The 22,747-nt window shown below is 45.5% G+C and carries 25 protein-coding genes and 1 pseudogene; all 26 read left to right on the plus strand.

Annotated elements, in window-relative coordinates:
* The first annotated feature begins 261 nt into the window (after positions 1–261).
* Entirely contained in the window at positions 262–675 is a 414-nt protein-coding gene (locus AC0YNV_RS39375; RefSeq protein ID WP_475772910.1) for a DUF3888 domain-containing protein, read from the plus strand.
* A 190-nt stretch (positions 676–865) separates the two neighbouring features.
* Positions 866–1,825, plus strand: coding sequence for a hypothetical protein (locus tag AC0YNV_RS39380; protein WP_475772911.1), 960 nt, complete (start codon positions 866–868; stop codon positions 1,823–1,825).
* A 226-nt stretch (positions 1,826–2,051) separates the two neighbouring features.
* Positions 2,052–2,495, plus strand: a complete 444-nt coding sequence (locus AC0YNV_RS39385; protein ID WP_475772912.1) for a copper amine oxidase N-terminal domain-containing protein — start codon at positions 2,052–2,054, stop codon at positions 2,493–2,495.
* Between the two features lie 233 nt (positions 2,496–2,728).
* Positions 2,729–3,295, plus strand: coding sequence for a VanZ family protein (locus AC0YNV_RS39390; protein ID WP_475772913.1), 567 nt, complete (start codon positions 2,729–2,731; stop codon positions 3,293–3,295).
* A 197-nt stretch (positions 3,296–3,492) separates the two neighbouring features.
* A complete protein-coding gene (locus AC0YNV_RS39395) occupies positions 3,493–4,698 on the plus strand; it encodes a sensor histidine kinase (protein WP_475772914.1) in 1,206 nt (401 codons plus the stop codon).
* A gap of 16 nt (positions 4,699–4,714) precedes the next feature.
* Positions 4,715–5,386 carry a response regulator gene (locus AC0YNV_RS39400; protein ID WP_475772915.1) on the plus strand — a complete coding sequence of 224 codons (672 nt, stop codon included), beginning with the start codon at positions 4,715–4,717 and terminating at the stop codon, positions 5,384–5,386.
* Between the two features lie 147 nt (positions 5,387–5,533).
* Complete coding sequence (locus AC0YNV_RS39405) at positions 5,534–7,015, plus strand: serine hydrolase domain-containing protein (RefSeq protein ID WP_475772916.1); 1,482 nt, start codon at positions 5,534–5,536, stop codon at positions 7,013–7,015.
* Between the two features lie 519 nt (positions 7,016–7,534).
* Positions 7,535–7,798, plus strand: coding sequence for a hypothetical protein (locus tag AC0YNV_RS39410; RefSeq protein ID WP_475772933.1), 264 nt, complete (start codon positions 7,535–7,537; stop codon positions 7,796–7,798).
* Positions 7,725–7,883 (plus strand): annotated as a pseudogene (locus AC0YNV_RS39415) (multidrug ABC transporter ATP-binding protein); the annotation flags it as partial. The gene AC0YNV_RS39410 and the pseudogene AC0YNV_RS39415, both read left to right, overlap by 74 nt.
* 224 nt (positions 7,884–8,107) lie before the next feature.
* Positions 8,108–9,163, plus strand: coding sequence for a DUF1835 domain-containing protein (locus AC0YNV_RS39420; RefSeq protein ID WP_475772917.1), 1,056 nt, complete (start codon positions 8,108–8,110; stop codon positions 9,161–9,163).
* A gap of 599 nt (positions 9,164–9,762) precedes the next feature.
* The gene (locus AC0YNV_RS39425; RefSeq protein ID WP_475772918.1) at positions 9,763–10,386 is read left to right on the plus strand and encodes a TetR/AcrR family transcriptional regulator; all 624 of its coding nucleotides are present in this window, start codon (positions 9,763–9,765) and stop codon (positions 10,384–10,386) included.
* Positions 10,387–10,417: 31 nt separating this feature from the next.
* Positions 10,418–10,789 carry a hypothetical protein gene (locus tag AC0YNV_RS39430; RefSeq protein WP_475772919.1) on the plus strand — a complete coding sequence of 124 codons (372 nt, stop codon included), beginning with the start codon at positions 10,418–10,420 and terminating at the stop codon, positions 10,787–10,789.
* A 774-nt stretch (positions 10,790–11,563) separates the two neighbouring features.
* Positions 11,564–12,595 carry an alpha/beta fold hydrolase gene (locus tag AC0YNV_RS39435; protein WP_475772920.1) on the plus strand — a complete coding sequence of 344 codons (1,032 nt, stop codon included), beginning with the start codon at positions 11,564–11,566 and terminating at the stop codon, positions 12,593–12,595.
* A 71-nt stretch (positions 12,596–12,666) separates the two neighbouring features.
* Positions 12,667–13,266, plus strand: a complete 600-nt coding sequence (locus AC0YNV_RS39440; protein WP_475772921.1) for a TetR/AcrR family transcriptional regulator — start codon at positions 12,667–12,669, stop codon at positions 13,264–13,266.
* 184 nt (positions 13,267–13,450) lie between these two features.
* Complete coding sequence (locus AC0YNV_RS39445) at positions 13,451–13,576, plus strand: hypothetical protein (protein WP_475772922.1); 126 nt, start codon at positions 13,451–13,453, stop codon at positions 13,574–13,576.
* Between the two features lie 142 nt (positions 13,577–13,718).
* Positions 13,719–14,132: a hypothetical protein gene (locus AC0YNV_RS39450; protein WP_475772923.1), complete on the plus strand. Its 414-nt coding sequence runs from the start codon at positions 13,719–13,721 to the stop codon at positions 14,130–14,132.
* 512 nt (positions 14,133–14,644) lie between these two features.
* On the plus strand, positions 14,645–14,953 hold the full coding sequence (locus tag AC0YNV_RS39455; RefSeq protein WP_475772930.1) for a PadR family transcriptional regulator: 309 nt from the start codon (positions 14,645–14,647) through the stop codon (positions 14,951–14,953).
* Positions 14,950–15,297, plus strand: coding sequence for a DUF1048 domain-containing protein (locus AC0YNV_RS39460; RefSeq protein WP_210047136.1), 348 nt, complete (start codon positions 14,950–14,952; stop codon positions 15,295–15,297). Before AC0YNV_RS39455 ends, AC0YNV_RS39460 begins: the two co-directional genes overlap by 4 nt.
* Positions 15,298–15,309: 12 nt before the next feature.
* On the plus strand, positions 15,310–15,660 hold the full coding sequence (locus AC0YNV_RS39465; RefSeq protein ID WP_475772931.1) for a DUF1048 domain-containing protein: 351 nt from the start codon (positions 15,310–15,312) through the stop codon (positions 15,658–15,660).
* A 15-nt stretch (positions 15,661–15,675) separates the two neighbouring features.
* A complete protein-coding gene (locus AC0YNV_RS39470) occupies positions 15,676–16,434 on the plus strand; it encodes an ABC transporter ATP-binding protein (protein WP_475772924.1) in 759 nt (252 codons plus the stop codon).
* A 2-nt stretch (positions 16,435–16,436) separates the two neighbouring features.
* A complete protein-coding gene (locus AC0YNV_RS39475; RefSeq protein ID WP_475772925.1) occupies positions 16,437–17,195 on the plus strand; it encodes an ABC transporter permease in 759 nt (252 codons plus the stop codon).
* A 252-nt stretch (positions 17,196–17,447) separates the two neighbouring features.
* Entirely contained in the window at positions 17,448–18,704 is a 1,257-nt protein-coding gene (locus tag AC0YNV_RS39480; RefSeq protein WP_475772926.1) for a serine hydrolase domain-containing protein, read from the plus strand.
* Positions 18,705–18,981: 277 nt separating this feature from the next.
* Positions 18,982–19,050: a hypothetical protein gene (locus AC0YNV_RS39485; protein WP_475772932.1), complete on the plus strand. Its 69-nt coding sequence runs from the start codon at positions 18,982–18,984 to the stop codon at positions 19,048–19,050.
* A 170-nt stretch (positions 19,051–19,220) separates the two neighbouring features.
* Positions 19,221–20,462: a serine hydrolase domain-containing protein gene (locus AC0YNV_RS39490; protein ID WP_475772927.1), complete on the plus strand. Its 1,242-nt coding sequence runs from the start codon at positions 19,221–19,223 to the stop codon at positions 20,460–20,462.
* A 666-nt stretch (positions 20,463–21,128) separates the two neighbouring features.
* Positions 21,129–21,638, plus strand: coding sequence for a CDI toxin immunity protein (locus AC0YNV_RS39495; RefSeq protein WP_475772928.1), 510 nt, complete (start codon positions 21,129–21,131; stop codon positions 21,636–21,638).
* Between the two features lie 272 nt (positions 21,639–21,910).
* Positions 21,911–22,450 carry a DinB family protein gene (locus tag AC0YNV_RS39500; RefSeq protein WP_475772929.1) on the plus strand — a complete coding sequence of 180 codons (540 nt, stop codon included), beginning with the start codon at positions 21,911–21,913 and terminating at the stop codon, positions 22,448–22,450.
* Positions 22,451–22,747: the final 297 nt, after the last annotated feature.

A 22,747-nucleotide genomic window follows, 5' to 3' on the forward strand; every position in this document is an offset into this window, starting at 1 on the left:
GTCCAGGTCTATGAATTGGTCACCCGAACGACCTTCATACATGTCTAACAAGGGTGAAATCCTGCGAATAAGCGAGCATTCGTGAGAAAACTTAATCGTACCGAGGGAGTTCTAATAAAAGATATTTAGTAAAAGGAGTTGCCATTGGCAGCTCCTTTTTACTTCTTCACAAACTCAGTCTTTAGGGGCTTATGGTTGCTCTTTCATAAAGTCCCACTGCTTGGAAATAATAAGTAAAACAATACGAGATGAGGTGATTTAATGGTTATATGTAAGGCATTTCTTAGCCTGTTTCTAATGATTGGTTTGATGGGAAATACAATGATGACTCAAACCATGAGGTGTGAGACCCAGCTTGACGATCCATGTCAGCGGACGATCCTTACTGTTTTGGCCCCAAAAATTCAAGAAGAAATAAATAAATACTACAGAAACAAGCTTACAGTATCTCCAACATTTGCTCCTTATCTTGGTGGTAATCGTGTTGAATTCGAAACGTTCACTTCACATATTGATGTGAACGTAACACTGATCCCTTATGTTGGTCCACATCTTAGCGTTGGCAAGGACACGATTGAATTTCAAATAGATAATAAAGGAAAGGTTGAAGTTATAAATTATGATCATATTGAGGATTACAAACTACTACCTAACTGGCAACACATAATTAAGTAAGAAGATGTGTTAAAGGGGTACGATCGGAGGAGATTGTCACGCAGATACAGCTCCTCTTCGTTGAAGTAACTGGGCACGTTAGTGATGAGCTTGCCGCGCGGCAGCGCCTCTTTCGTTTATTGAAGTAACGGGCAGGATGCTTCAAGGTTTGTTGGAGAGAATAACCTAAAAATTGAAATGAGGCAAAGAAATGAGATCTAGTAAACATATATGTTTAGTTATTGTGTCCATCATTTTCTTGACCGCATGGAGCTCATCAACAAATCAATTACTACAGGTTGATGATTTTACATCAATGCAGGTTATTCGAAACTTCCCAGGAGCATCGGATTCTCCTTTGTATAATAAGACGAGTAAACTCGGAAAAACAATGATTACAACTGTGGTTAGATTGGTTAACTCTTCAAAAGTAATCAATGGTGAAGCCGAATTTGGTAAGTATCCAACGGTTATTAAAATAATAATGAATGAAGGGAAGTTACTAAGTGTTTCAATTGCTCATAAATGGGTTCATACAACATTTGACGACGGGAGGGGTTTCTCACAAAGCAGCCCTATAACGGATGAGATAGTTATTTATTTTGGTGCGACCAGAATTCAAGCGAAATCACCAGAGTTATTCGATTGGCTACAGCGACTAGAGAAAGATCCAAATGCATCCGTTGATGCTATTACTGATTTATCGCATGTTAGTCTGGACAAGCTGAAAAACAATACGGATTTCAGATTACTTATCCCTCATAAAACGTTTGAGGAGGGAAACCGGTTAGAAATAAAAGAACCGTATCCAATTGCTCCTAATCAGCCAATATCTAAAGTTAGACTCCATTATTTCGATGAATCAGGACAAATATACGTATTTGGACTAGAAGAGCATAAGGCAGTTGGTTACAAAATCAAGCGAGTTGAAATCACCATTAATGTTGCTAATCAGACCAGTAGTGAAAGAACTTTAGTTGAGGATTTTAAATTTGATGTAAGCGGAGAAAAAGTTAGCATAGACGGAATCGAAGCGAGATTTTTACCTTGGGTTAATCATGAACTTGGAGGATATTTACGGTGGATACAGGATGGTACATACATTGAAATGGACAGTGGAGAATTAACTAAGGAAATGATGATCGAAAGAGCGAAGTCAATTAGTGATTGAGCTAACGGGTACGATAGTTCAATACAAATCACATTGAGGTAGTCGAAATAACCAGCTTCCTATTCCGTGCTAATAGGCAGGTTAACTTCATACAATCATCCGATTATTAATGAAATTCAATGAAGCAAACGGAATTTGTTTTTTAAAAAATGCAACAATTTAGGGCATAGGAACGTCAATTTTATTGATCTATATAACCACATAAGCACAAATTGGAGGATGAATTTTGAAATCAAAATTATTTATCAAAATTTTTGTTATCACGGCGGCTGTTGCATGTTTTTCAATTTCTAACGCTAATGCAGCAACACCTCCTGTTAACGGTTCCGTTATATTAGATGGGCAACCCCTTAGCTTTGATGCAAAACCGATTGTGATAAATGGAAATACGATGGTGCCATTCCGTCAACTATTTGAAACTTTAAAGATGAATGTTAATTGGGATCCAAAAACAAAGAATATCACGGCAACAGAAGATGATCTAACAATTAAAATGACTCTGGGGAGCTTTAAAGCAACTTTCAATGAAAAGGAATATACTTTAACTCAAACTCCGTTTGACTCTCCTGAAGGATCTGTTTATGTGAATCTTAGATTCATAAGTGAAGCTGTAGGGGCAACAGTTAGTTGGGATAATGAAAAGAAGATAGCAACGATTAATACGAAATAAAAAACCAATAGACTAAGTGCCAACATTAAAGCGACTTCTTTAAGCTAACGGGTACGATAGTTTAAAGCAACACGACAGCAGCCGGCACATAATCGGCTGCTGTTTTGTTGAAGGCAAGTAGCAAAGTGCCTTATTGTATGTGCAGCGTCAAATATCATAGAATAAGATATGACTAAAAAAACAGCACTTATTTTGACAACTATTCTTTTTCTTCCATTTTTAGGCGCCTATCTATGGTTTTATGGGGGCTTTGGGCGCTATTGCTCAGGCTCATGTTTGGAGTGGCTGCTTTTGATAGTATCTGGCCAGCCACGGCTCTTTTTCTTATGACTAATCTGGTTTTTGTGGCTAATATTTACCAGCTTTGCCGTGGGCGTTTTTACAAATGGTTTGTTTGGTTGGAAGGCATCGTGTATTTTCTAAGTAGCATGATTTTTATTCTTTTCAAGACTTACGGTGATGGCATTGCCGGGGTTAATCTGCAGTGGCGGGCGGTCTTCTGGAATTCTAATGCAGAAACTTTGGCCAATATCCTGATTTTTATTCCTATTGGTTGGATGCTTTATCTGCTGTTGAGAGGTTTCTGGCGGACAATGTTCGCGGGATTGGCTTTGGTCCTGCTGATTGAGTTCTCTCAATATGTTTTTCGTCTAGGTATCACGGATGTTGTGGATGTGATGACCAATATGACGGGGATTTTGGTAGGTTTTTTGATCTTTACTCTAATCCGACTCTTTGGCGTCAAACTTTATGACAAAGGGATTTATTGGGCAAGGTTAGCAGACAACGCACATCGTTAGTTAAGCTAATGGGTACGATAGCACAATGCCGAAGGGCTGCCGCGTGGCAGCCCTTCGCTGAGTGATAAAATGTACTTAGCTATCTTAATATTAATACTAATATAGCATGAAACTTCGTTGGTGCAAATATTTCAACCGTGATAACATAGAACAGTTGATAAGAAGAAGGTATATCTCTATTCGTGAGGTGAAGCAGCATGATAACCAGTCCGGCAGCGGAGCTATTGGACAATCCATCCAGTTACAGACTGTTGTCTATTGTCAGGCTAAGCTTTTTTCTGATCCTTAGTCTGATGTATTGGTTTATTCAGGACCCGCTGGCCTGGTGGATAAAAGTCTTCATTATTGGAAGCATGATTATATTTGTCGCCAATCACTTTCTCTATTTCTATTTGGGCACAACCTGGAAAATATTAATTGTGCTGGCCGTAGATATCGCAGTAACAACCTCTTACAGTTATGTTTTTCTGAATCAGGAGTCTCCCGACCTTCTGTTTATGGGATTATCCGGTTTATACTTTTTCATATTTGTGCAATCCCGGGTAGCCACGATCATCTGGTACCTCTTCTTTGCGGCTAACATTGTGACGTTAATCCTGATTCAGCTGCATCAGTACAGTCAAGTCGAAGGCGCTTATTATTTTGTAAACGGATCCTTCGTTGTCTTCGCCTGCCTGGTCGGATCTTTGATCCGTTATTACAAGCAGTCCAGGATGCAGACGGTACGCTTGCACGCAGAATTAGAAGGATCCTATAAACAGCTGAATGAATATGCCCTTCAAGTAGAAGAATTGTCCGTTAACCGCGAAAGGGTCCGGATTGCAAGGGAAATCCACGATACGGTCGGCCATAATTTGACTGCTCTTCTCATACAGCTGGAGGTCGTCCGCAAAGTGCAGGATACCGATTTGGCAAAGGGACGGGAGAGCTTGCTGCAGTGTGAAGAACTGGTCCGCTCCGCCCTACGTGAAGTCAGGCTCTCGGTGCGGAGCATCCGCGAAGAGGACAGCCGGCTGACCATCAAAGAATCCCTTGAGAAGCTGGCCGGACAATTCGCGGAGATGACCGGCATGCAAATTTTCGTTGAAGTGGATCTGGAATCTCCACCTGTATCGGACTCTCTGCATCTCACTATCATTCGAATCGTGCAGGAATCATTAACGAATGCGCAGAAGCATGGCGCCGCTTTGCAAGCATGGGTGACGCTGCGAAGCTCCGACCGGCGAATCGACATGACCATAAGCGATAACGGATCGGGAAATGCACCATTCACGCCAGGATTTGGACTGCTCAACATGAGGGAGCGTGTACAAGAGCATGGAGGGACGATACGTATGGATTCCGGTCAAGAGAACGGCTTTGAAATCAGGGTGTCGTTCCCGCTGGCTCAACAAACCGCTTAAGCAGGAGGAAACAGGAATGATTCGGATATTGATTGCAGATGATCAGAGACTGATGCGTGAAGGACTTTCTACTATTATAGGTTTGGAAAAAGATATAGAGGTCGTCGGTATTGCAGCAGATGGAAAAGAAGCTTACGAGATGGCCGCAGAGCATAAACCGGATGTTGTCCTGATGGATATCCGCATGCCCGTTGTGGATGGGGTGGAGGGAACCCGGCTCATCCGCCGGAATCTGCCGGACGTAAAAGTGCTGATACTGACGACATTTGAGGATATTGAACTCATCATTATGGCTCTGGAGCAGGGCGCAAACGGCTATCTATTGAAAGACATGCCGTCCGAGACGATCATAAGCGCCATCCACACCATTCAAGCCGGTGGAATGGTGCTTCAGCCCAATATAACGACCCGGATTCTCGATGCCTGGAAGAAGCTCGAGGCTCACAATACTCCTGGTATTCCGAGCATAGACCCGCGTATATTGCTGTTGAATCACCTTTCGGACCGTGAAAGAGAGGTATTGCAGCTGCTGGGGCGCGGTTTGAATAATAAAGAAATTGCTGCTGAACTGGTCATTACGGAAGGAACGGTCAAGAATCATGTATCCAATGTCATAACCAAGCTCGATTTGCGCGACCGGACCCAGGTTGCCATTTTTGCGGTTAAGCAGGGAATCGCCATTTTCTAGGCATGACTTTGTGCATACGATATGAAAAAAGGTAGAAAACACATGCGCTCGCATGTGTTTTTTGCTGCCCGAAATCTATCGTACTGCAGATTTGCTTTCTGTCTGATTTTGATACATTTAGAGCAGAAAAAAACGGAGGCGATCAGCATGTACAAACGGATAATCCTTTTGACAGTCATTTTAATGAGTATTTTTGCAGCTAACGCATACGCAGATGGGGATCAGGGGGATTTGCTTGGAATTTCAGGGGATAACGAACAGCATATCGGGCAGATCGTTCATGAGTATATGAATAAGGGAAAGATTCCCGGAGTATCTCTGGTAATTGTGAAGGAGGGCCAGACCATTCTCAAAGAAGGGTTCGGGTATGCAGACAAGCACTCCGGGACGGGGGTAACCGCCGATACAGCCTTTCAGCTCGGCTCGTTATCGAAGTCATTCACGGGTTTGGCGATCACGGATTTATCAGAAAAGGGTTTGATTGAACTAAACAAGCCTGTCCCTTTCTACTTGCCGTGGTTTCATGTCTCATACAACAACGCTCCGGTCGACATTACACTCCAACAATTAATGGAGCACTCCAGCGGATTCGGGACGGAATCGTTCATCGATATTCCGGCTTCTGCTGATCAGAATGCTTTGGAGCAAGGGGTAAAAAGCTTGGTCGGCAGCTCTTTGAAGACTGCTCCAGGCAAGAGCTATGCGTATTCCAATGTGAATTTCAACATTTTAGGCCTCATTATAGAGCAAGTTTCAGGTCAGACTTACGCGGATTACATGAACGAACATGTTTTCAAGCCTTTGCAGTTAACCAACACGAGCGTCCGCGGAGGGCAGCTGCCCAAGCAGATGGCGGCGGGATATAAGCCTTCTTTTTATGGGGCAAGGCCGTATTTTGTTCCGCTTAGCCTTAGTCAATCTCCATCGGGGTTCATCATCTCAAATGGAAATGATATGGAAAAATGGTTGAAGTTCAATCTGGGTATCACACAAGCAAGCGACCTTCATTTCGTTCACCCAAGCAAGACCAGTCCGTTTCACTACGATGGAGGCTGGGAGTTCGATCCCAAGACCAATCAAATTCAGCATGGCGGTAATTTAGAGAACTATTCTTCGTATATCGTGATGGAGCCCGGTAGCAAGACCGGTGTTGTTGTATTGGCGAACTTGAACTCCGGCTATACGACTGCTATTGGCGAAGAAGTGATGTCACTGCTGCAGGGACATGAACCGGCAACGGGTTACTCGGATGTTTATGTCACAACCGATCTGGTCAGCTCCACTCTCATCCTTGCCATGGGAGCACTCAGTCTCCTTATGCTTTGGCCTTTAACTAATGCGATAAAGGCAATTCGTTCAGGGCGCAGACATTACAAAGCCAGACCACTTTCGGTTCTGACGGCTGCCATAACCCTCTTGCTGCTCGCAGTGGTCTGCTATGTGATTGTCATTTTTCCAATCTTTATATTTCCAAATGCGGGGTGGAGCTTCATTTTTGATTGGATGCCCGATACAACCATATACGGCATGACGCTGCTGCTGTGCTTTTTAACACTTCTTGCAGCCACTCTATCGATAAGGATTCTATATCGGAAACGTTTGGGAGCCGCAGATGAGTTGCTTCGTTAAGATGAAGATTTGACAGACCGGCTGCTTTCATCGCAGACAGTGCCTAGCGCTTGGGACATAAATACCGTCTAACCCCATGAGGTTAGATGGTATTTGTCACGGCCCTAAGCTAAAATGGCGATGGTTTTCCAAAATATGATAGTCAGATATTAAAATTTAAGAGAAAAATGAGGCTATGAAATCAAGTTAATAGGAGATAGAACACTCAGGTGAAGATATAATTCCTTATAAATCTTGAACTCTACTTCCATTTTGAAATAAAATCATCTCATGATTTCTATATGTGTCCATGTCAAAATTAATAAATATCCCGTATTGATACTGCAAATTATTGGCTTCAGAAGAATCTGTATAGGCTTCTATATAAAACGTACATGAAAAACTTACCAAGCCGCGAATTGGGTAAATAACGAGTATGATAACCCCAAAGGTGGCGTTTAAAATGAATACAAGTGAAATCGATCAACTCAATAAAGTCATGAAAGAAAGGGCACATGGATCGGCACAAGAGCCGATGGCGTGCTGGAAAGTCAGAATACGGTGCCGGGCGATTCCGACAAGTGGCAGATGGATATGGACGCACGCGCCGTGAAGCTGCCTGCCAATACGAATTATGAAGCCGTCCTTAATCTCGATCCGCAGATTCGCTCCGATTTGCTGAATATGGTCAACGAGTTTGATGCCAAATTCGTCCTTGGCGAAGCTGACGAGTGTAAAGAATATTCGCGAGTTGCTTCTAAATTACAAGCAAGACGGGAAGACCATCATCCTAACAAGCCATAATCAGGAGGATATCGATCTGCTATGTGATCAGGTGTTTCAAATTCGAAATCAAAAGCTGGAAATTGTAGAGCCCAAAGTTACATAGAAATGAATTACCAATATAATGAAATCAATATTGAACGACGCGGGCACGGGTATAAACAATTAAAACAACCTTTGAAAAATCGGAGTAGCATAATTTTAATACGGATTGAGTAGTAGAGTTTATTAAGCTAACGGATTACGATAGCTTAATGTGGCTGCCGCGGGATCGAGCGGCGGTTCTGTGGTATTATGAGAGGCGGGATGGTCCCATAAGGAGGATATCACATGGACGAGTTCTACAAAAGTCTGCCTTACCAACTGAGTGAAAATGAATTACGGCAGTTATTTTATAATTTTTTAGCTACAGTAGATCGTTATCATCAAGACGGTGGAATTGAAGAAAAAAAGTTAGCAGAGGGAGTTATTAACCTGCTTCAAGGACAAATAGATGCGAAGCGTAACCAAAAATTGCAGATAGATGCGCTCCAACGTTACGTCCATATTGTGTTTAGCCTCTCTGATGAAGGATCGCTATTACTATCTCTCCATAAAGTCGGGAAACGGGAAGTGTGCCAGGTTTTGGCATTTAATGATGTGTTTTCAGTCGGGCCAATATCTGACTTGGATACAACAACTGGACAGGAGAAAAGGTTTCTTTGGATGATGGAACACGATAGTGATTACTCTTATAATCAACAGTCGAACCAAGAACATAAGCTTGAGAATATGATAACAGCAATAAGAAGCATTCCAGAAAATAAGCATATCGTCATTTGGTACGCGGACAATCCCCATGATCAAACAGGCTTACGTTTCGCAGTGCATTTGTTAAGAGAAAGAGAACAGCCGATTAATGTTGTAAATGTGACGGAGCAATTTAACGCTACAAGAATGCAAAACGTAGATGAGATTACTCCATACGCGAGTGGTTTAATCGACCGAGAACATTACCAGGCAATCGTTAGAAATTATTATGAAGGCATTCCTCTTAAACAAGACCAAAGAAGAAGGTACGAATCAGAATGGCTTATGCTCACAGGGCAAGATCATGTGCTTCGTTTGTGGGAAGAAGGTACAGTTAGAGGCAGTGATGAGAGTGCCCTAGATGCAGTGATTGTAAGGTCGGTGATAGAACTGGAACACAAACAAGATGAGAATGGATTTATTAAAGCAGGAAGTGTCCTAATAGGGTTTTATAAAATATCGCAACAAATCGTAGGATATTCGTTTCTAACCTATAGAATCTGGATCTTAATCAACCAAGGAATTCTGGCATTTAGAGGGCTACCGGGAGCTCCGCATCAGTTTTCCGTTAAATTGGGTACCCATAGGTTAAGCTAACGGGTACGATAGTGGAGGAGCATGCCTTTTGGCAGTTCCTCTTTTTCTTCATTTAAGAACGGGTACGATTGCTCAATGCTGAAGGGCTGCCGCGCGGCAGCCCTTCACTGCGCTAACGGGCAGCATTCTTTTGAGCTTGGGAAAGTTACCAAGACAGTGAGTTGGCTTTGGCCAAAGAGTTGGAAGGACGGCATAGGGGCGAGTAAAGTGAACTCATATTCAGAAGTGTTCGCTTCCGAAGGATACAAGTCGAGGGAAGAAACCTGAGAGATTGTACAAAGGCAGCCAAGATGAGGTCTAGATGGCTAAACTGCTAAAGTCCTCACACTTGAGGGCTTTTTTTTAAAAAAAAGAAGACACTATGACGTATTGCGAAGGGCAGATTAGTTTAATAAGCAACTGTAGTAAAGTGGAGTTTGCCGCCTTAAGCATATGACACCTAACTTCTCAGATTATTTGTGGTAAATCGTACCGTAAATAATGGCTGGATTTATCGCAAGGAAGAGAACGGATCTCAAGGTATTGACCAGAGTGGTCAATTGTGCTACCATAGCATTGACCACTCTGGTCAATAATTTGTGATAGAAAGAAGGTGGAGTATGCTTCAAAAATTTCTAACTCTTGAGCCTGAAAAGCAATCACGCATTGTCAATGCCGCGATCAAGGAGTTTGCTCACAAGGGATATAACAAAGCTTCTACAAATGAGATGGTTAAAGAAGCGGAAATTTCCAAAGGTCTGTTATTTCATTATTTCGGCAATAAGAAAGATCTGTTTTTATTTATGTATGATCACTCTCTTGAAATTATCGGAAATGAATTTTTCGGGAAGATTAATGTAAGTGAACGGGACATCGTGCAAAGATTACGTCAGATTATGCAAGTCGAATTTTCGCTTGTTGCCAAGCACCCAGACTTGTTCGACTTCATACATGCCATATTTCAGGAAGACTCAGATGAAGTGAAGCATGAATTACAGAATAGAAATAACGAATTTATGGCAAAAGGTTATAGTAAATTATATGAAAATATAGACACCTCCTTGTTTAGGGAGGATGTCGATGTCAGTAAAGCCCTTAATATTATGAATTGGACTTTGGAAGGTATTTCTGCCAAAGAGCGGGAAAAAGCAAAGGTACTTTCTTTAAACGATTTTCACTATGACAAGATCTTGGCGAAAATGGATGCCTATCTAGCGATATTGAAAAAAAGTTTCTATAAATAAAAAACCAATCCAAATGAAGGGAATGAATGGCATGGCAATCGCGACTTTCGTAGAGTTATTTTGGAGTTGGATGACCGTAATTATTTCTGCTATTTTGTTTGTCCGCCCTTCGGTTCTACGTGAATTGAAACGGCTGGTGGTCGAGGACCGAGGTTTTGGAATTATGTATGGCTTTTTGTCCATTTTCTTAGGTCTAGGAACGGTTATTCTTCATAATATCTGGGCTTTGAATTGGCAGGGATTTATTACCTTAATAGCGTGGCTTGCCTTGCTGAAAGGGATTTACGTTATAGCGTATCCAGAACCCTCCAAGAAGACCAACTTTGAAGTACGTATTTTGACTACGCGAATTGCTCTCGCAGTCGTGGGTGGCTTATCTTTGTGGATGATTTTGGTAATTTAAAGTAGGCGAGCCGATTTTGATTATATCTGTACCCTGAATAAAGACAAAAAAAGTGATTTCTACATCTCAATACATATTCACGCTCCTGTATTCTGCCCCCATCTTCGGTTGGGGTATTTCTTTTAAACAAATACGTAAATGAAAGAAAATTACTCACAAATTGTTTTAAGCCGCCCTTAATATGAAATACGCATTAGCAAGTGTTATTTTGGTTCTTGCGGTTGGCATGGTGTTACTGTACAAGTTTATACTTCCAGGGGGTTCGCTTAGGTTTGATGATATTGCACCAGGTGATGTCTTAAAGATTGAATATTGACACGGGGGAAACGGCTTGCTCTATGAGACAGAGAACAAGACAGGAATTAATCATTTTATCCAGTCACTGAGAACAACCCAATACAATAAGACCGTGCCAAATCCATGGGCTGGTAGCGGAAGTTTTCAATTATACGATAACAAAGAGATCATTGGTTTGACGTTTGGCCCAAATCAAGATATGTAAATTAATGGCGTTTATTATAATATGACGGATGATATCATTGACTTATTAAAGCCCTTTTTTAATGGATTCTTAATTGATGAAAATGTCGTCAAAAGTAAATGAGATTAAACTAACGTGTACGATAGTTGAACACTGAAGGGGTTACCACGTGACAGTCCTTCACTCAACTAACGGGCAGATTACCGTAATAGTAATATCGTTTGACAGGTTCTAAAAAAGATGTTATTTTTGGATGAGTAAATAACTCACTCATAAAATAAGGGGTGTCCATCATGGCCAAGACTAATATTCTGCCTGATTTGCTGATGAGAAAAAGAAACCAACGCAAGAATGCCCGCATCCTCCGTATGCAATCGCCGAACGGCATCGCCGAAGGTTATTATATGAAAATCGGGGGCATCGATCAATGGGTGACGATTCGCGGTGAAACGCGTGACAATCCCGTTCTACTGTTCGTTCACGGAGGGCCCGGATCGACGTACTCAATTTTTCACCCCATTCTGCGCCCTTGGGAGAAATACTATACAATTGTTCATTGGGATCAGCGAGGCGCAGGCAAGACGCTCCGCCGCAACGGAAAAAACGGCTGCGGAACGATTTCTTTCGAACGGATCGCTGAAGACGGGATCGAAGTTGCAGAGCATGTGTGTCGAGAGCTCGGTCAGGACAAAGTGGTTCTCATCGGAAGTTCCGCCGGGAGCCTGCCGGCTATCCTAATGGCGGCACGCTGCCCCGACTTGTTTCATGCTTATGTTGGAACGGATCAGAATGCACCAGACCCTAAACACCTTGCACAAAACCTTGCCTTGGAGGCCATGCGTGCCGCGGGAATGGAAAAAGGCGTCCACTTGTTGGAACGGATGGGGTCAGATCCTTCCCGTTGGGCACTTCCAGATTTTGATAAACGAAATCGTTTTATTGTAAAGGTCCCGCAGAATGTTCCAAACTTTGTTATGGACCTTGTCCTGCCAGCTCTACTCGCCTCTCCGGATCACAATTTCCGGGATATTATTGATGTTTTCAAAGGGATGAGTTTCTCGCTTGAGCACTTGTTCCGGGAGATGGTTACCTTCGATCACGGCAAGCTCGGGAAAAGGTTTGAATTGCCTTTCTTTATTTTTCAAGGGGACTCCGATATCATCACCCCGGTTGCTGCGGCAAAAGCGTTTTTCGAAGAAATCGAAGCTCCTCATAAAGAATTTGCGCTCATTCGAAATGCTGGCCACCTCGCATGCTTCTCTCGTCCGGAACAATTTCTCAATGAATTGAACAAGCGGGTGCGTCCGATGGCAGTCACATCATAGGATCTGCCGTCAGGTGCAATCTTGAACTTTGAGCTATAATTAAAAAGCAAAATTCTCTAAAAGAACGGAGTATGAGACCTTTGTCACCTTTAAACAAGCGACAGCTGGAAAAAATTCGCGATGACCGCCGGGAGCAGATCAAGCAATCGGCGCTTAAGCTATTCGCCCGTCACAGCTTCAGTGGCACCAAAACGAGCTTGATCGCTGCAGAAGCCGGGATTAGCGAAGGATTGATCTATCGCTATTTCTCTTCCAAGGACGAATTGTTCACCGAACTCGTGATGGAATTGATGGATGAAGCGAGCGAAGCGATTCAATCCATTCATCTGTTGCCAGGCACACCTTACGAACAGGTTAGCGTATTGACCCGAGACATGCTGGACGAGAACAACAAATACGCCTTTATGTTCATTCAGCAGGCGCGTCAGACAGAGAATATTCCGGAGAAGGCTTCGCAGATTTTGAAGCTACATTCCGGAAATGCTTTAATCGAGCAGCTTCTGCCGATTTTCGTGAAAGGGCAGGAAGCTGGTGAGTTTTCGGCAGGGAATCCCCGGGAACTGCTTTCCTGGTATCTAATGATCATCAATAGTTTGGTTCTTCTGGCTCGAGGGGATGAAGAGTTTGGACTACCCCCGGCGAAAGCTTTGATGCGCGTGTTGACCGAATAACAATGGGATGTCAGAGACCTACAGCCCCTCTATGATTACGCTAACGGGTACGATAGCATAATTCAGACCAGAATGAGGCAGCCGACCAAAACGATCGGCTGCCTTTGCTCAACTAACGGGGCAGAATAGTTGGATAAATGTTACAATACCACGATAAGAAGAATTGGATTTTAGGAGGGCGAGAATGGAATTTCTTATTATCATTATATTAGTTATTGGTTTAGCGGGTATGATTGGAAACCAATATTTGATGCTAAGGAAAATGGAGGGAATTGAAGAAATTCTTCGTGAGATAAGGGATAAAAAATAAGCAAACAAACTTCAACCAACGGGTACGATAGCGTCATGACGAAAGGCTGCCGACGAACTGGCAGCCTTCGCTCACCTAACGGGCAGATTTAATTTTTCTAATACGATACTAAAAGCAAGTTTAGTTTCTAAAAATCATCATTTTGTTAGGAGAATATCTTAATGAAAAGACTTTAGGTGTTTCTTTAATTAGTTATTTTTATATTTTCAGTTCTATAGTTTTACTTTTTACTTCAATTTTCTATGATGCTAATGCCAATCAGATAGGTATAGCTGCACGATTTGGATTATCAAATGCCCCTGAGCAATTATTGAGAGTGTTAGTGGCTCTTACATCTTTAATCATGGTCTTTGGATATATGAGGCTTAGAAAATGGGGATTTTGGATTATGATTGCATATTCAGTGCTTTTTGGAGTAATAAGTTTGTCGTTATCATTATCACATAATCAACAGCCTTTTACTGGGAATATGGTTTGGTCAGTTATCGTATTACTGTATACAATTTATGTGAATAAAGCCTTCTTTCAAAATGAAACATCAGTAAAGCCTATTTAATTTATTACCACTCTTTTTAATGCCATCATCAACAATATTCACTGACAGAGTCAATATTAGAACAAAAAATGGCTACAATTTAATTAAGCTAACGGGTACGATAGCTTAATAAAGACATTTGATGAAGGAGCTGCCGGGAAAGCTCCTTTTTGCTTTTTCTTTGATACAGCTATCACGAACTTTTCTAGCTATGCAAAAAGGGGTCGCGAAATCTCGCGGACCCTTTTTTGTAAAGGATAAGGTGACTGCACCCTTTCCCTAAATTTAATTCTTGAGATACCTGATCCGTGTTCGAAGGGCATAGACATGTACATAAAATTTAGGCATTTTGTGCATATATACTGCTGGGCATGGAGCTAACTGGCATTATAGTTGAAAATGTAAAATCCGTGTCAGAGCAAACGCTATTGACAAACAAACTACTACGTGTTACTTTATAGCAGTAGTGAGTATCACATCATACCAGTGGTACAGAATAGCAAGGGGTGATTGTGCTGGAAAATCTAACGGAAATGCTCAAAGGGGCGCTTGAGGGCTGTGTCCTTGAAATTATAAGCCGCAAAGAAACCTACGGCTACGAAATCACGCGGCGGCTGAACGCCCTCGGCTTTACAGATGTTGTGGAGGGAACGGTGTACACCATCCTGATCCGGCTTGAAAAAAACAAGCTGGTGGAGATCACCAAGAAGCCCTCCGACATGGGACCGCCGCGTAAGTTCTTCGCGATCAACGACGCGGGACGCGAGGAGCTGCGGAGGTTCTGGGAAAAATGGGAGTTCGTATCATCAAAAATTGACGAGTTAAAGGAGAAAAAATCATGAATTTTTGGGAAAAGATCACTGGCAGCGACATGACTAAAGAATTGAAATCTTTTGAATCGCGAGTCAAAAAGCTGCCGGCTGATTATCAAGCGGCATGGGGAGAAGTTTGGGCCAACATTTGGCACTACTCCGATTTCTCCGGTCGCAACCTCATGCCAATTCTTGACGGTGTGCTTGGTCTGTTCGAAGAAACAGCGGCGGACGGTCAGAGTGTCCAAGAGGTTTTGGGTGACGATATCAAAGGCTTCTGTTCAGCGTTGGCCGGCGAAGAAGGGGCAAAGTCTTTTCGCGACAAGTGGCGTGAGCAACTCAACAATAATATCGCTAAAAAATTAGGTAAATAGGAGGGTAAAATGATGAGTATACGAGATATCATCGAAGGCAAAAAAGTGTGGCGAGCGCACGTGGCGCGTGTCAAGGCGCTCCCGCAAGATTATCAAATTGTTTATAAAGAGATTCAAAAATATCTTTTTAAGGTCGGCCCTGTTGAGCTGACCGACGGTACTGGTTTGCTCTCGGGGATTATCGATCTTTTTGAAGAGGGCGCGGCCTTGGGGAAAGGCGTGCTCGAAGTGACGAGCAGTGACGTAGCGGCTTTCTGCGACGATCTAATCAAAGATTCTAAAACTTACGCTGACATCTATCAAGCATCTGTTGACCAAGAAGGTAACAAGGCCATGAAAAAGGTGATGGATAAAAAAAAGTAAAAAGGGGGAAACGGGATGGAAAAAGCAATTGAAGTGAAGGGTCTCCGAAAGTCTTTCAAGGACACAGAAGTCCTAAAGGGCGTGGATTTTGAAGTGAAGCGAGGTGAGATTTTCGCCTTGCTTGGCTCCAACGGCGCGGGCAAGACGACGATTGTCAGAATCCTCACCACGCTGCTCAAACAGGAACGAGGCACCGCCACCGTAAACGGATTTGACGTCGCTTCAAAGCCCGACCATGTGCGGCAATCGATCAGCCTGACCGGGCAATTTGCCGCCGTGGACGAGATATTGACCGGGCGGGAGAATCTTATTTTGATTACCAAGCTGCGGCACCTTAAAAATCCTCGTCAGGTTGCGGACGATATGCTTAAACGCTTCGGTTTGACAGATGCCGCCGACCGCAAGGCGTCTACGTATTCAGGCGGTATGCGCCGCAGGCTCGACATTGCCATGAGCCTGATCGGAAAACCACAGCTCATTTTCCTCGACGAGCCGACCACAGGCCTTGACCCCGAGGCACGCATTGAGGCTTGGAGGATTGTCAAGGAGCTTGCCAACGGTGGCACAACGGTATTCCTGACCACTCAGTATTTGGATGAGGCTGAACAACTGGCCGATAAAATTGCCATTTTGCATGAGGGTAGGATTATTGCCAATGGAACGCTTGAGGAACTGAAAAAGCTGTTCCCGCCCGCAAAAGTGGAGTATGTGGAAAAACAACCTTCATTGGAGGAGATCTTCCTCGCAATCATCGGTAAAAAGGAGGGTAAGTAACTATGAATAAATACTTTTTCAGCGACATGAGCGTGATGCTTGGACGTTCCATGCGTCATATTTTCCGCAGCATGGACACCATCATCACGGTCTGCATCACGCCGATTGCGATGATGCTGCTGTTCGTCTATGTGTTTGGCGGCGCCATTCAAACCGGAACGGATAACTATGTGAACTACCTGTTGCCTGGTATCCTGCTGATTGCGGTTGCAAGCGGGATATCCTATACGGCTTACCGCCTTTTTATGGATAAGCAACGGGGCATCATTGAGCGGTTCCACTCCATGCCGATTGCGCGTTCCGCCGTGCTGTGGGGGCACGTACTGACCTCACTGGTATCCAACGTTATTTCTCTTGTCGTCATCATCCTCGTAGCGCTCATTATGGGCTTTCGCTCGTCGGCAGGAGTCCTGCCATGGCTCGCCGTAACCGGTATACTCGTGCTGTTTACACTGGCTCTGACTTGGGTCGCGGCGATTGCCGGATTGTCCGGAGAATCGGTGGAGGGTGCAAGTGCCTTTTCCTATCCGCTTATCTTCCTGCCGTTTATCAGCTCGGCGTTTGTGCCGACCGAGTCGATGCCAAAGGTCGTTCGCGCTTTTGCCGATAACCAGCCGGTGACTTCAATCGTGGAAGCCATCCGTGCACTGCTGTCAGGTCAGCCTGTGGGCAATGAGATATGGATCGCGCTTGCATGGTGCGTTGGAATTATGCTCGTAGCCTATTTCTTTGCAATGAGGGTGTATAAAAAGCGGGTCTGATAATGGTGACTTTGAATTTGATGAAATCGAGAATAAGCGTCCGATGAACATATGGCTCTATGCTAAGTGCAGGACATATCTCGATCTTGATTACCCAGAAGAGGAGGTGAGTTATCATGTGATTGCCAATATTCAGTCTCTTTAATGCATCGAATACACCTTTTTGACAAAGGGCTTTAAAGCATGAATAACAAAAGAGAATTTATAGTTTAAAACAATAGGCTGTTAAAAAAGGAAAGAGAGGGGAACCAAATGCAAAAGATTACAACAGAAGATTTTAGTTCGTCGGAAAATATGAAGGATGTTGTTGGCTTCTCCGAAACAGGGCTGCGCAGAATGCGCGAGGTGCTGGCACGGCATGTCGAGTCCGGGAAGATTCCCGGGCTGGTCGCCCTGGTCAGCCGCGGCGGCCAGACGCATGTCGAAGCGATCGGGACGATGCGCCATGATGGTGGAGCGCCGATGCGCCGGGACACGATCTTCCGGATGGCATCGACGTCCAAGCCGGTCACGATGGCGGCAGCGATGGTCCTGCTCGATGAGTGCCGGCTGCGGCTGGATGACCCGGTAGATCCATGGCTGCCCGAACTCGCCGACCGTCGGGTGCTGAAACGGGCCGACGGCCCGCTGGAGGACACCGTGCCGGCGCGGCGGCCGATCACCGTACGGGACCTGCTGACCTCCACGTTCGGGCTCGGAGTGGATTTCGCGTTGATGGACTCTCCGATAAGGGCCGCGACCTTCGAGCGGACCGACTACAGCGTGGTATCCGGGCCGGCGCCCGGGCCGGACGAGTGGATGCGCCGCCTTGGCGAGCTGCCGCTGTCATACCAGCCCGGAGAGCGGTGGCAGTACGACCTCAGTAACGAGGTAGTCGGCGTGCTCGTCGCCAGGGTAACGGGCCAGTCGTTGGAGACGTTCCTACGCGAACGCATCCTCGATCCGCTGGGAATGAAGGACACCGGTTTCCACGTGCCCGTCGGCAAGATCGACCGGCTGCCGACCCTGTACGGGCCCGACCCGCAGACCGGAGAGTTCATCGTGTGGGACGAGGCGGCAGGCGGAAGGCTCAGCCAGCCTCCGGCGTTCCAGGGCGGCGGTGGCGGGTTGGTCTCCACCGTCGACGACTACCACGCCTACTTCCAGATGCTGCTGAATCACGGGATGCACGGGAGCGAACGGATCTTATCCCGGACCGCCGTCGAGCTGATGACCACCAATCGCCTCACGCCCGAGCAACAAGCTTCCCGGGACGCCATGTACAGGAACGCGTTCGGCCAATCGCAGCATGGCGGCTGGGGCTTTGGGATGGCGGTGCGTACCTATCGTGGCGACTACGCGTCCATCGGCCAGTTCGGCTGGGACGGCGGTACCGGCACCTCGACCTACGCCGACCCGGACAACCAGCTCACCGGAATTCTGCTCACCCAGGTCGGGATGTCTAACCTGGATTCAGCGCGGCTTATCCACGACTTCTGGACCACGGCCTATCAGGCAATCGAAGACTAACACCGAGCCCGCGCCTGGTACGCCCGCCCTCAACCCACGACATCCAACTGTCAGCCCCCTGGCGGCCGATTGGAAGCAAAAGTTGCCTCTGGTACTTTGCTTAAAACCCTTCCTCGAAGAGGTCGAGAATGCCGACAAAGATAGTCCTTCCAGTCGGAGGGAACACCAAAAGAAAACATGTATTCTTGGATAGCTTTGTAAGCGTTGCGGCACTCACTTGAAAGTGCCTTCGCACGCGACTCCAGGCGAGGACGTGGCCGCTTTCTGCAACGATCTAGTGAAGGATGAGAAAACTTGGCGGGACAAGTATCGTACGAAGTTGAACAATATCATTGGTCGTGGTTAACGGCGAAATCCTAGTGGATTTTCGCCCAACCCCGACACTAACGACGCAAAGACCAAAAATAACATTCAAGTTTACTCCGTTTGTCGGAGGATTTTGTCAAAGGTTCCTATTATATAAGGAGTGAAGAATATGAAAAACAAAGCAATGCAAGTGAAAGGTGGTGCAGCATAGTGGGCACGACAAGCGAAACACTAGTGCAGGGACACGTCGAGGATGGCTGGGGGAAAGTCGCCGATGCCTTCCGTGCGAACTTTGAAGGGAACCCCGGCGAGGTCGGCGCGGCTTGCTGCGTCTACGTAGATGGTCGCCCCGTCGTCGATCTGTGGGGCGGCCACGCCGATCGCGAGGTGAACCGTCCGTGGAACAAGGACACCATCGTCGCCGTCGCATCCACGACCAAAGGCGCTGCCGCGATCTGTGCCCATCTGCTGGTGCAGCGCGGCGAGCTCGATCTGGACGCTCCGGTGGTCAAGTACTGGCCAGAGTTCGGCGCTGCCGGCAAGGAGCAGATCCCGGTGCGCTGGCTGCTTTCACACCAGGCCGGCCTGCCGATCGTCGACGGGCCGCTGACCTTCGAGGAAGCCTGCGCCTGGCATCCGGTCATCCGGGCACTCGAGGCACAGAAGCCGGAGTGGGAGCCGGGCACCGAGCACGTCTATCACAGCGCTACCTTCGGGTTCCTGGTCGGGGAGCTTGTGCGCCGGATCACTGGCAAGACGCTTGGCCGCTTCTTCGCCGACGAGGTCGCTAACCCGCTCGGGCTGAGAGCCTGGATCGGGCTGCCCGAGGAGCAAGAGGGACGGGTCGCACGGATCGAGTACTCCGCTCCGTTCACGATGGAAGAGTTGACCGCCGGGATGATCGAGTTCACCGGCCTCGAAGAGGCCACGGTCATCGCCTGGATGAACGCAGTCTGGGGTCCGGACTCCGTGCAAGCCCGCGCCGGCGTGCTCGGCGGCGCCATGGATCCCACCAGCGGCTATATGAACACGCGTGCCTGGCGCGCTGCTGAGTTCCCCTGCTGTAACATGTACGCAGACGCTCGATCGCTGGCACGGATGTATGCGGCCACGGTGAGCGAGGTCGACGGCAGACGGCTGCTAGATCCGGAGACGGTCGAGAGGATGAAGGTCGTCCAAACCGATAGGACGCGGATGCACGGCCTTCCGCCGGGACTGGATATTCCGGCCGACCGCTCCTTTTACATGTCACTCGGGTTCTGGCGGGCTTGCCCGCCGATGCCCTGGGTCGGGCCCGGGTCGTTCGGTCACCCCGGCTCCGGCGGATCGGTCGGTTTCGCCGACCCCGACGCTGGTGTCGGCTTCGGCTACGTCACGAATCTGTGGTCGTTCCGGACTGGCGAACCACGGGCGTCGAACCTGGCCGCGGCGGTCGTAGCCTGTCTCGGGTGACAAATAGCGCACGTGATAGAACCCCATGAGGTTCTCCAGAAGGTGGTAGCGTATCACGGCATACCGGGGTCGCCGTGTTTCGTTGAACCTGCGGACCACGCGAGGTCCAGTCTGGAGACTGGACCGGTGTACGATGATTGAACTAACGGATACTTTAGAACAATGAAATTTAGAGGTGATGTGTCGTATAGCCGTCTAAAATGAAGAAGAAGGTGAGTGACTAATGAAGCTTATCAGTATCCTGGGAATAGTAGTGGGAATGGCAGGTTCGATTATACTTGCAATAATCGGATTCACTGATGTTCACAATTTCGGCTCTGATACAAGTGAATACCATAATGCGATGATATTAATTAAGTATGGTTTAGCACTCACACTAATATTTCTCGTTACATGGTGGCTGATGTACAAACAATTTTGGAAGATATGCCTTACAATTGGTTTTCTTTGTACAGCTTTATCAGCGCTCGGACTTTTTAGTATTGGGCCTTATATTATTTGGGGGTCTTTATTTATCTTCATATACAGCTTCATAAATCTAATTAGATTAAGTCAAGTTAACAAAGGTAATTGAGCTAACGGGTACGAGAGCTCAATAGCTGCATTTGCCAGTGGGCAGTAAAATGACTTCATACTATTACGGATTCTTCACAGTGAGGTGATAACATGAGTGAGGAAAAGGGCCGAAAATGGAGACTAGAACAGCTACTTAATAAACAAAGGATGAAACAAATCGTTGATTATGGAACATTATTTGACGAATGTATCGATGCGTTAGGGGCAGGAACGGTATTATTATCGGATGGAAAAAGCGAAGAAAAATATGACTGTCTCCAACAGTCGTACCCATTCACACCGTGGTCTAGGCTAGATTGGGGGAGCGTCAGCTCCAAGATTGTGTTAGAGAATGTAAATGAAATTGTTCCTCATCTTACCAAAATGTACGGGGAAGTTGAGGATGATGTATTTATTCTTTGGAGTTATGGTAATTACCCTGTATTGCTAACTCAACTTCATAAAGCAATAAATGTAATTGAAGATGTATTGGCTGTTAGTTCAGACATTTTTATTTTTTCTCCTGATAAATTTGTTATTGAGTTTCATCACGAAGGGGAAGTAACGATCGGATTCGAAAATCAGACAGTTTCATTCAACTACTATGAAAGAACGAATTAACTTTCATGCTCTGTGGTGCAGCAAAGAGATGCATGGATGGCTAACGGGTACGATAGCGCAACAACCAGGTCATTAAAGTAACTGGACACGTTAGCACAATGATGAAGAACCGCTGCGCGGAAGCCCATGAAGAATTAGAAAGCTGAACGATATAAATTATAAAGCAGCTTCTGTGGAGAAGCTGCTTTATAATTTACCCTGACATACAGTTGTCAGGGTTGCCATTGTAAGATGAATACATAAGTAAACTACAAAAAAAGGAGGTAATTGAAATGACAAATCATAGTTTGAGATTTTACGACTATCATGTATGGGCAAATAAAATAATCTTTAATCGATTAAAGGAGCTTCCGCATCACCTGTACAATCAGGAAATTCAAAGCGTGTTTTCTTCGGTGTCGAAGGTCATGGCACATATATACAAGGTTGATTGCGGGTGGCTGGACATCCTGATGGGTAAAAGTATGAATGAAGCTATGGAAGCTTCTTTTCAAATCGAGGCGGATGCAGAAGCTAGAAGCCTTGAGGAACTGGAAGCTATGTATGACGATTTGTCCGTGAGATTCAAATCATGTATTAACGAGCATGCGGATCTTGAGAAAGAGGTTGTCTTGGATAATCCTTACGCAGGAATTTTGAACACCAGATATTCAGAATTTATTATTCAAGTTGTGAATCATGGTACGTACCACCGAGGTAATCTGTCTGCTATGCTTCGTCAACTGGGCCACTCCTCTGTTATGACGGAATATGGACTTTTTATGTACCAGGATGAATCAAACACTAGTCTATCAACAGTTCCTGCCAATTAGGATAATGACAATCTTCCGCGGCTGCTTCAGCGACCGTTTTTATTCACAAGAACATATAACGTTTGCCGAAATGGGATAAGAAATTATATAGGTTGCCATAACTTGAATTTATGCATCGTGGAGATGGGTTAGAGGGCGCGCTACTATACACTTAAAATATTGTAATCAAACAATGATATAATGGTATTATTCCATTATAAAAGGGAGTTGTTGGATAATGTATAAACACATCGAGGATTTTGCTGCAACTTGGCGGCATGAAACGGCAGCAACGATGCGGACGCTGGAGACGCTCAC

The organism is Paenibacillus sp. JT31N11 (genome assembly GCF_056269285.1).

Bases quoted from the DNA above. Each gene is read 5' to 3' on its own strand.
- AC0YNV_RS39375 (WP_475772910.1), top strand. From the start codon at position 262: ATGGTTATATGTAAGGCATTTCTTAGCCTGTTTCTAATGATTGGTTTG.
- AC0YNV_RS39380 (WP_475772911.1), top strand. From the start codon at position 866: ATGAGATCTAGTAAACATATATGTTTAGTTATTGTGTCCATCATTTTC.
- AC0YNV_RS39390 (WP_475772913.1), top strand. From the start codon at position 2,729: ATGGTTTTATGGGGGCTTTGGGCGCTATTGCTCAGGCTCATGTTTGGA.
- AC0YNV_RS39395 (WP_475772914.1), top strand. From the start codon at position 3,493: ATGATAACCAGTCCGGCAGCGGAGCTATTGGACAATCCATCCAGTTAC.
- AC0YNV_RS39400 (WP_475772915.1), top strand. From the start codon at position 4,715: ATGATTCGGATATTGATTGCAGATGATCAGAGACTGATGCGTGAAGGA.
- AC0YNV_RS39405 (WP_475772916.1), top strand. From the start codon at position 5,534: ATGTACAAACGGATAATCCTTTTGACAGTCATTTTAATGAGTATTTTT.
- AC0YNV_RS39420 (WP_475772917.1), top strand. From the start codon at position 8,108: ATGGACGAGTTCTACAAAAGTCTGCCTTACCAACTGAGTGAAAATGAA.
- AC0YNV_RS39425 (WP_475772918.1), top strand. From the start codon at position 9,763: ATGCTTCAAAAATTTCTAACTCTTGAGCCTGAAAAGCAATCACGCATT.
- AC0YNV_RS39430 (WP_475772919.1), top strand. From the start codon at position 10,418: ATGGCAATCGCGACTTTCGTAGAGTTATTTTGGAGTTGGATGACCGTA.
- AC0YNV_RS39435 (WP_475772920.1), top strand. From the start codon at position 11,564: ATGGCCAAGACTAATATTCTGCCTGATTTGCTGATGAGAAAAAGAAAC.
- AC0YNV_RS39440 (WP_475772921.1), top strand. From the start codon at position 12,667: ATGAGACCTTTGTCACCTTTAAACAAGCGACAGCTGGAAAAAATTCGC.
- AC0YNV_RS39445 (WP_475772922.1), top strand. From the start codon at position 13,451: ATGGAATTTCTTATTATCATTATATTAGTTATTGGTTTAGCGGGTATG.
- AC0YNV_RS39455 (WP_475772930.1), top strand. From the start codon at position 14,645: ATGCTCAAAGGGGCGCTTGAGGGCTGTGTCCTTGAAATTATAAGCCGC.
- AC0YNV_RS39460 (WP_210047136.1), top strand. From the start codon at position 14,950: ATGAATTTTTGGGAAAAGATCACTGGCAGCGACATGACTAAAGAATTG.
- AC0YNV_RS39465 (WP_475772931.1), top strand. From the start codon at position 15,310: ATGAGTATACGAGATATCATCGAAGGCAAAAAAGTGTGGCGAGCGCAC.
- AC0YNV_RS39470 (WP_475772924.1), top strand. From the start codon at position 15,676: ATGGAAAAAGCAATTGAAGTGAAGGGTCTCCGAAAGTCTTTCAAGGAC.
- AC0YNV_RS39475 (WP_475772925.1), top strand. From the start codon at position 16,437: ATGAATAAATACTTTTTCAGCGACATGAGCGTGATGCTTGGACGTTCC.
- AC0YNV_RS39480 (WP_475772926.1), top strand. From the start codon at position 17,448: ATGCAAAAGATTACAACAGAAGATTTTAGTTCGTCGGAAAATATGAAG.
- AC0YNV_RS39495 (WP_475772928.1), top strand. From the start codon at position 21,129: ATGAGTGAGGAAAAGGGCCGAAAATGGAGACTAGAACAGCTACTTAAT.
- AC0YNV_RS39500 (WP_475772929.1), top strand. From the start codon at position 21,911: ATGACAAATCATAGTTTGAGATTTTACGACTATCATGTATGGGCAAAT.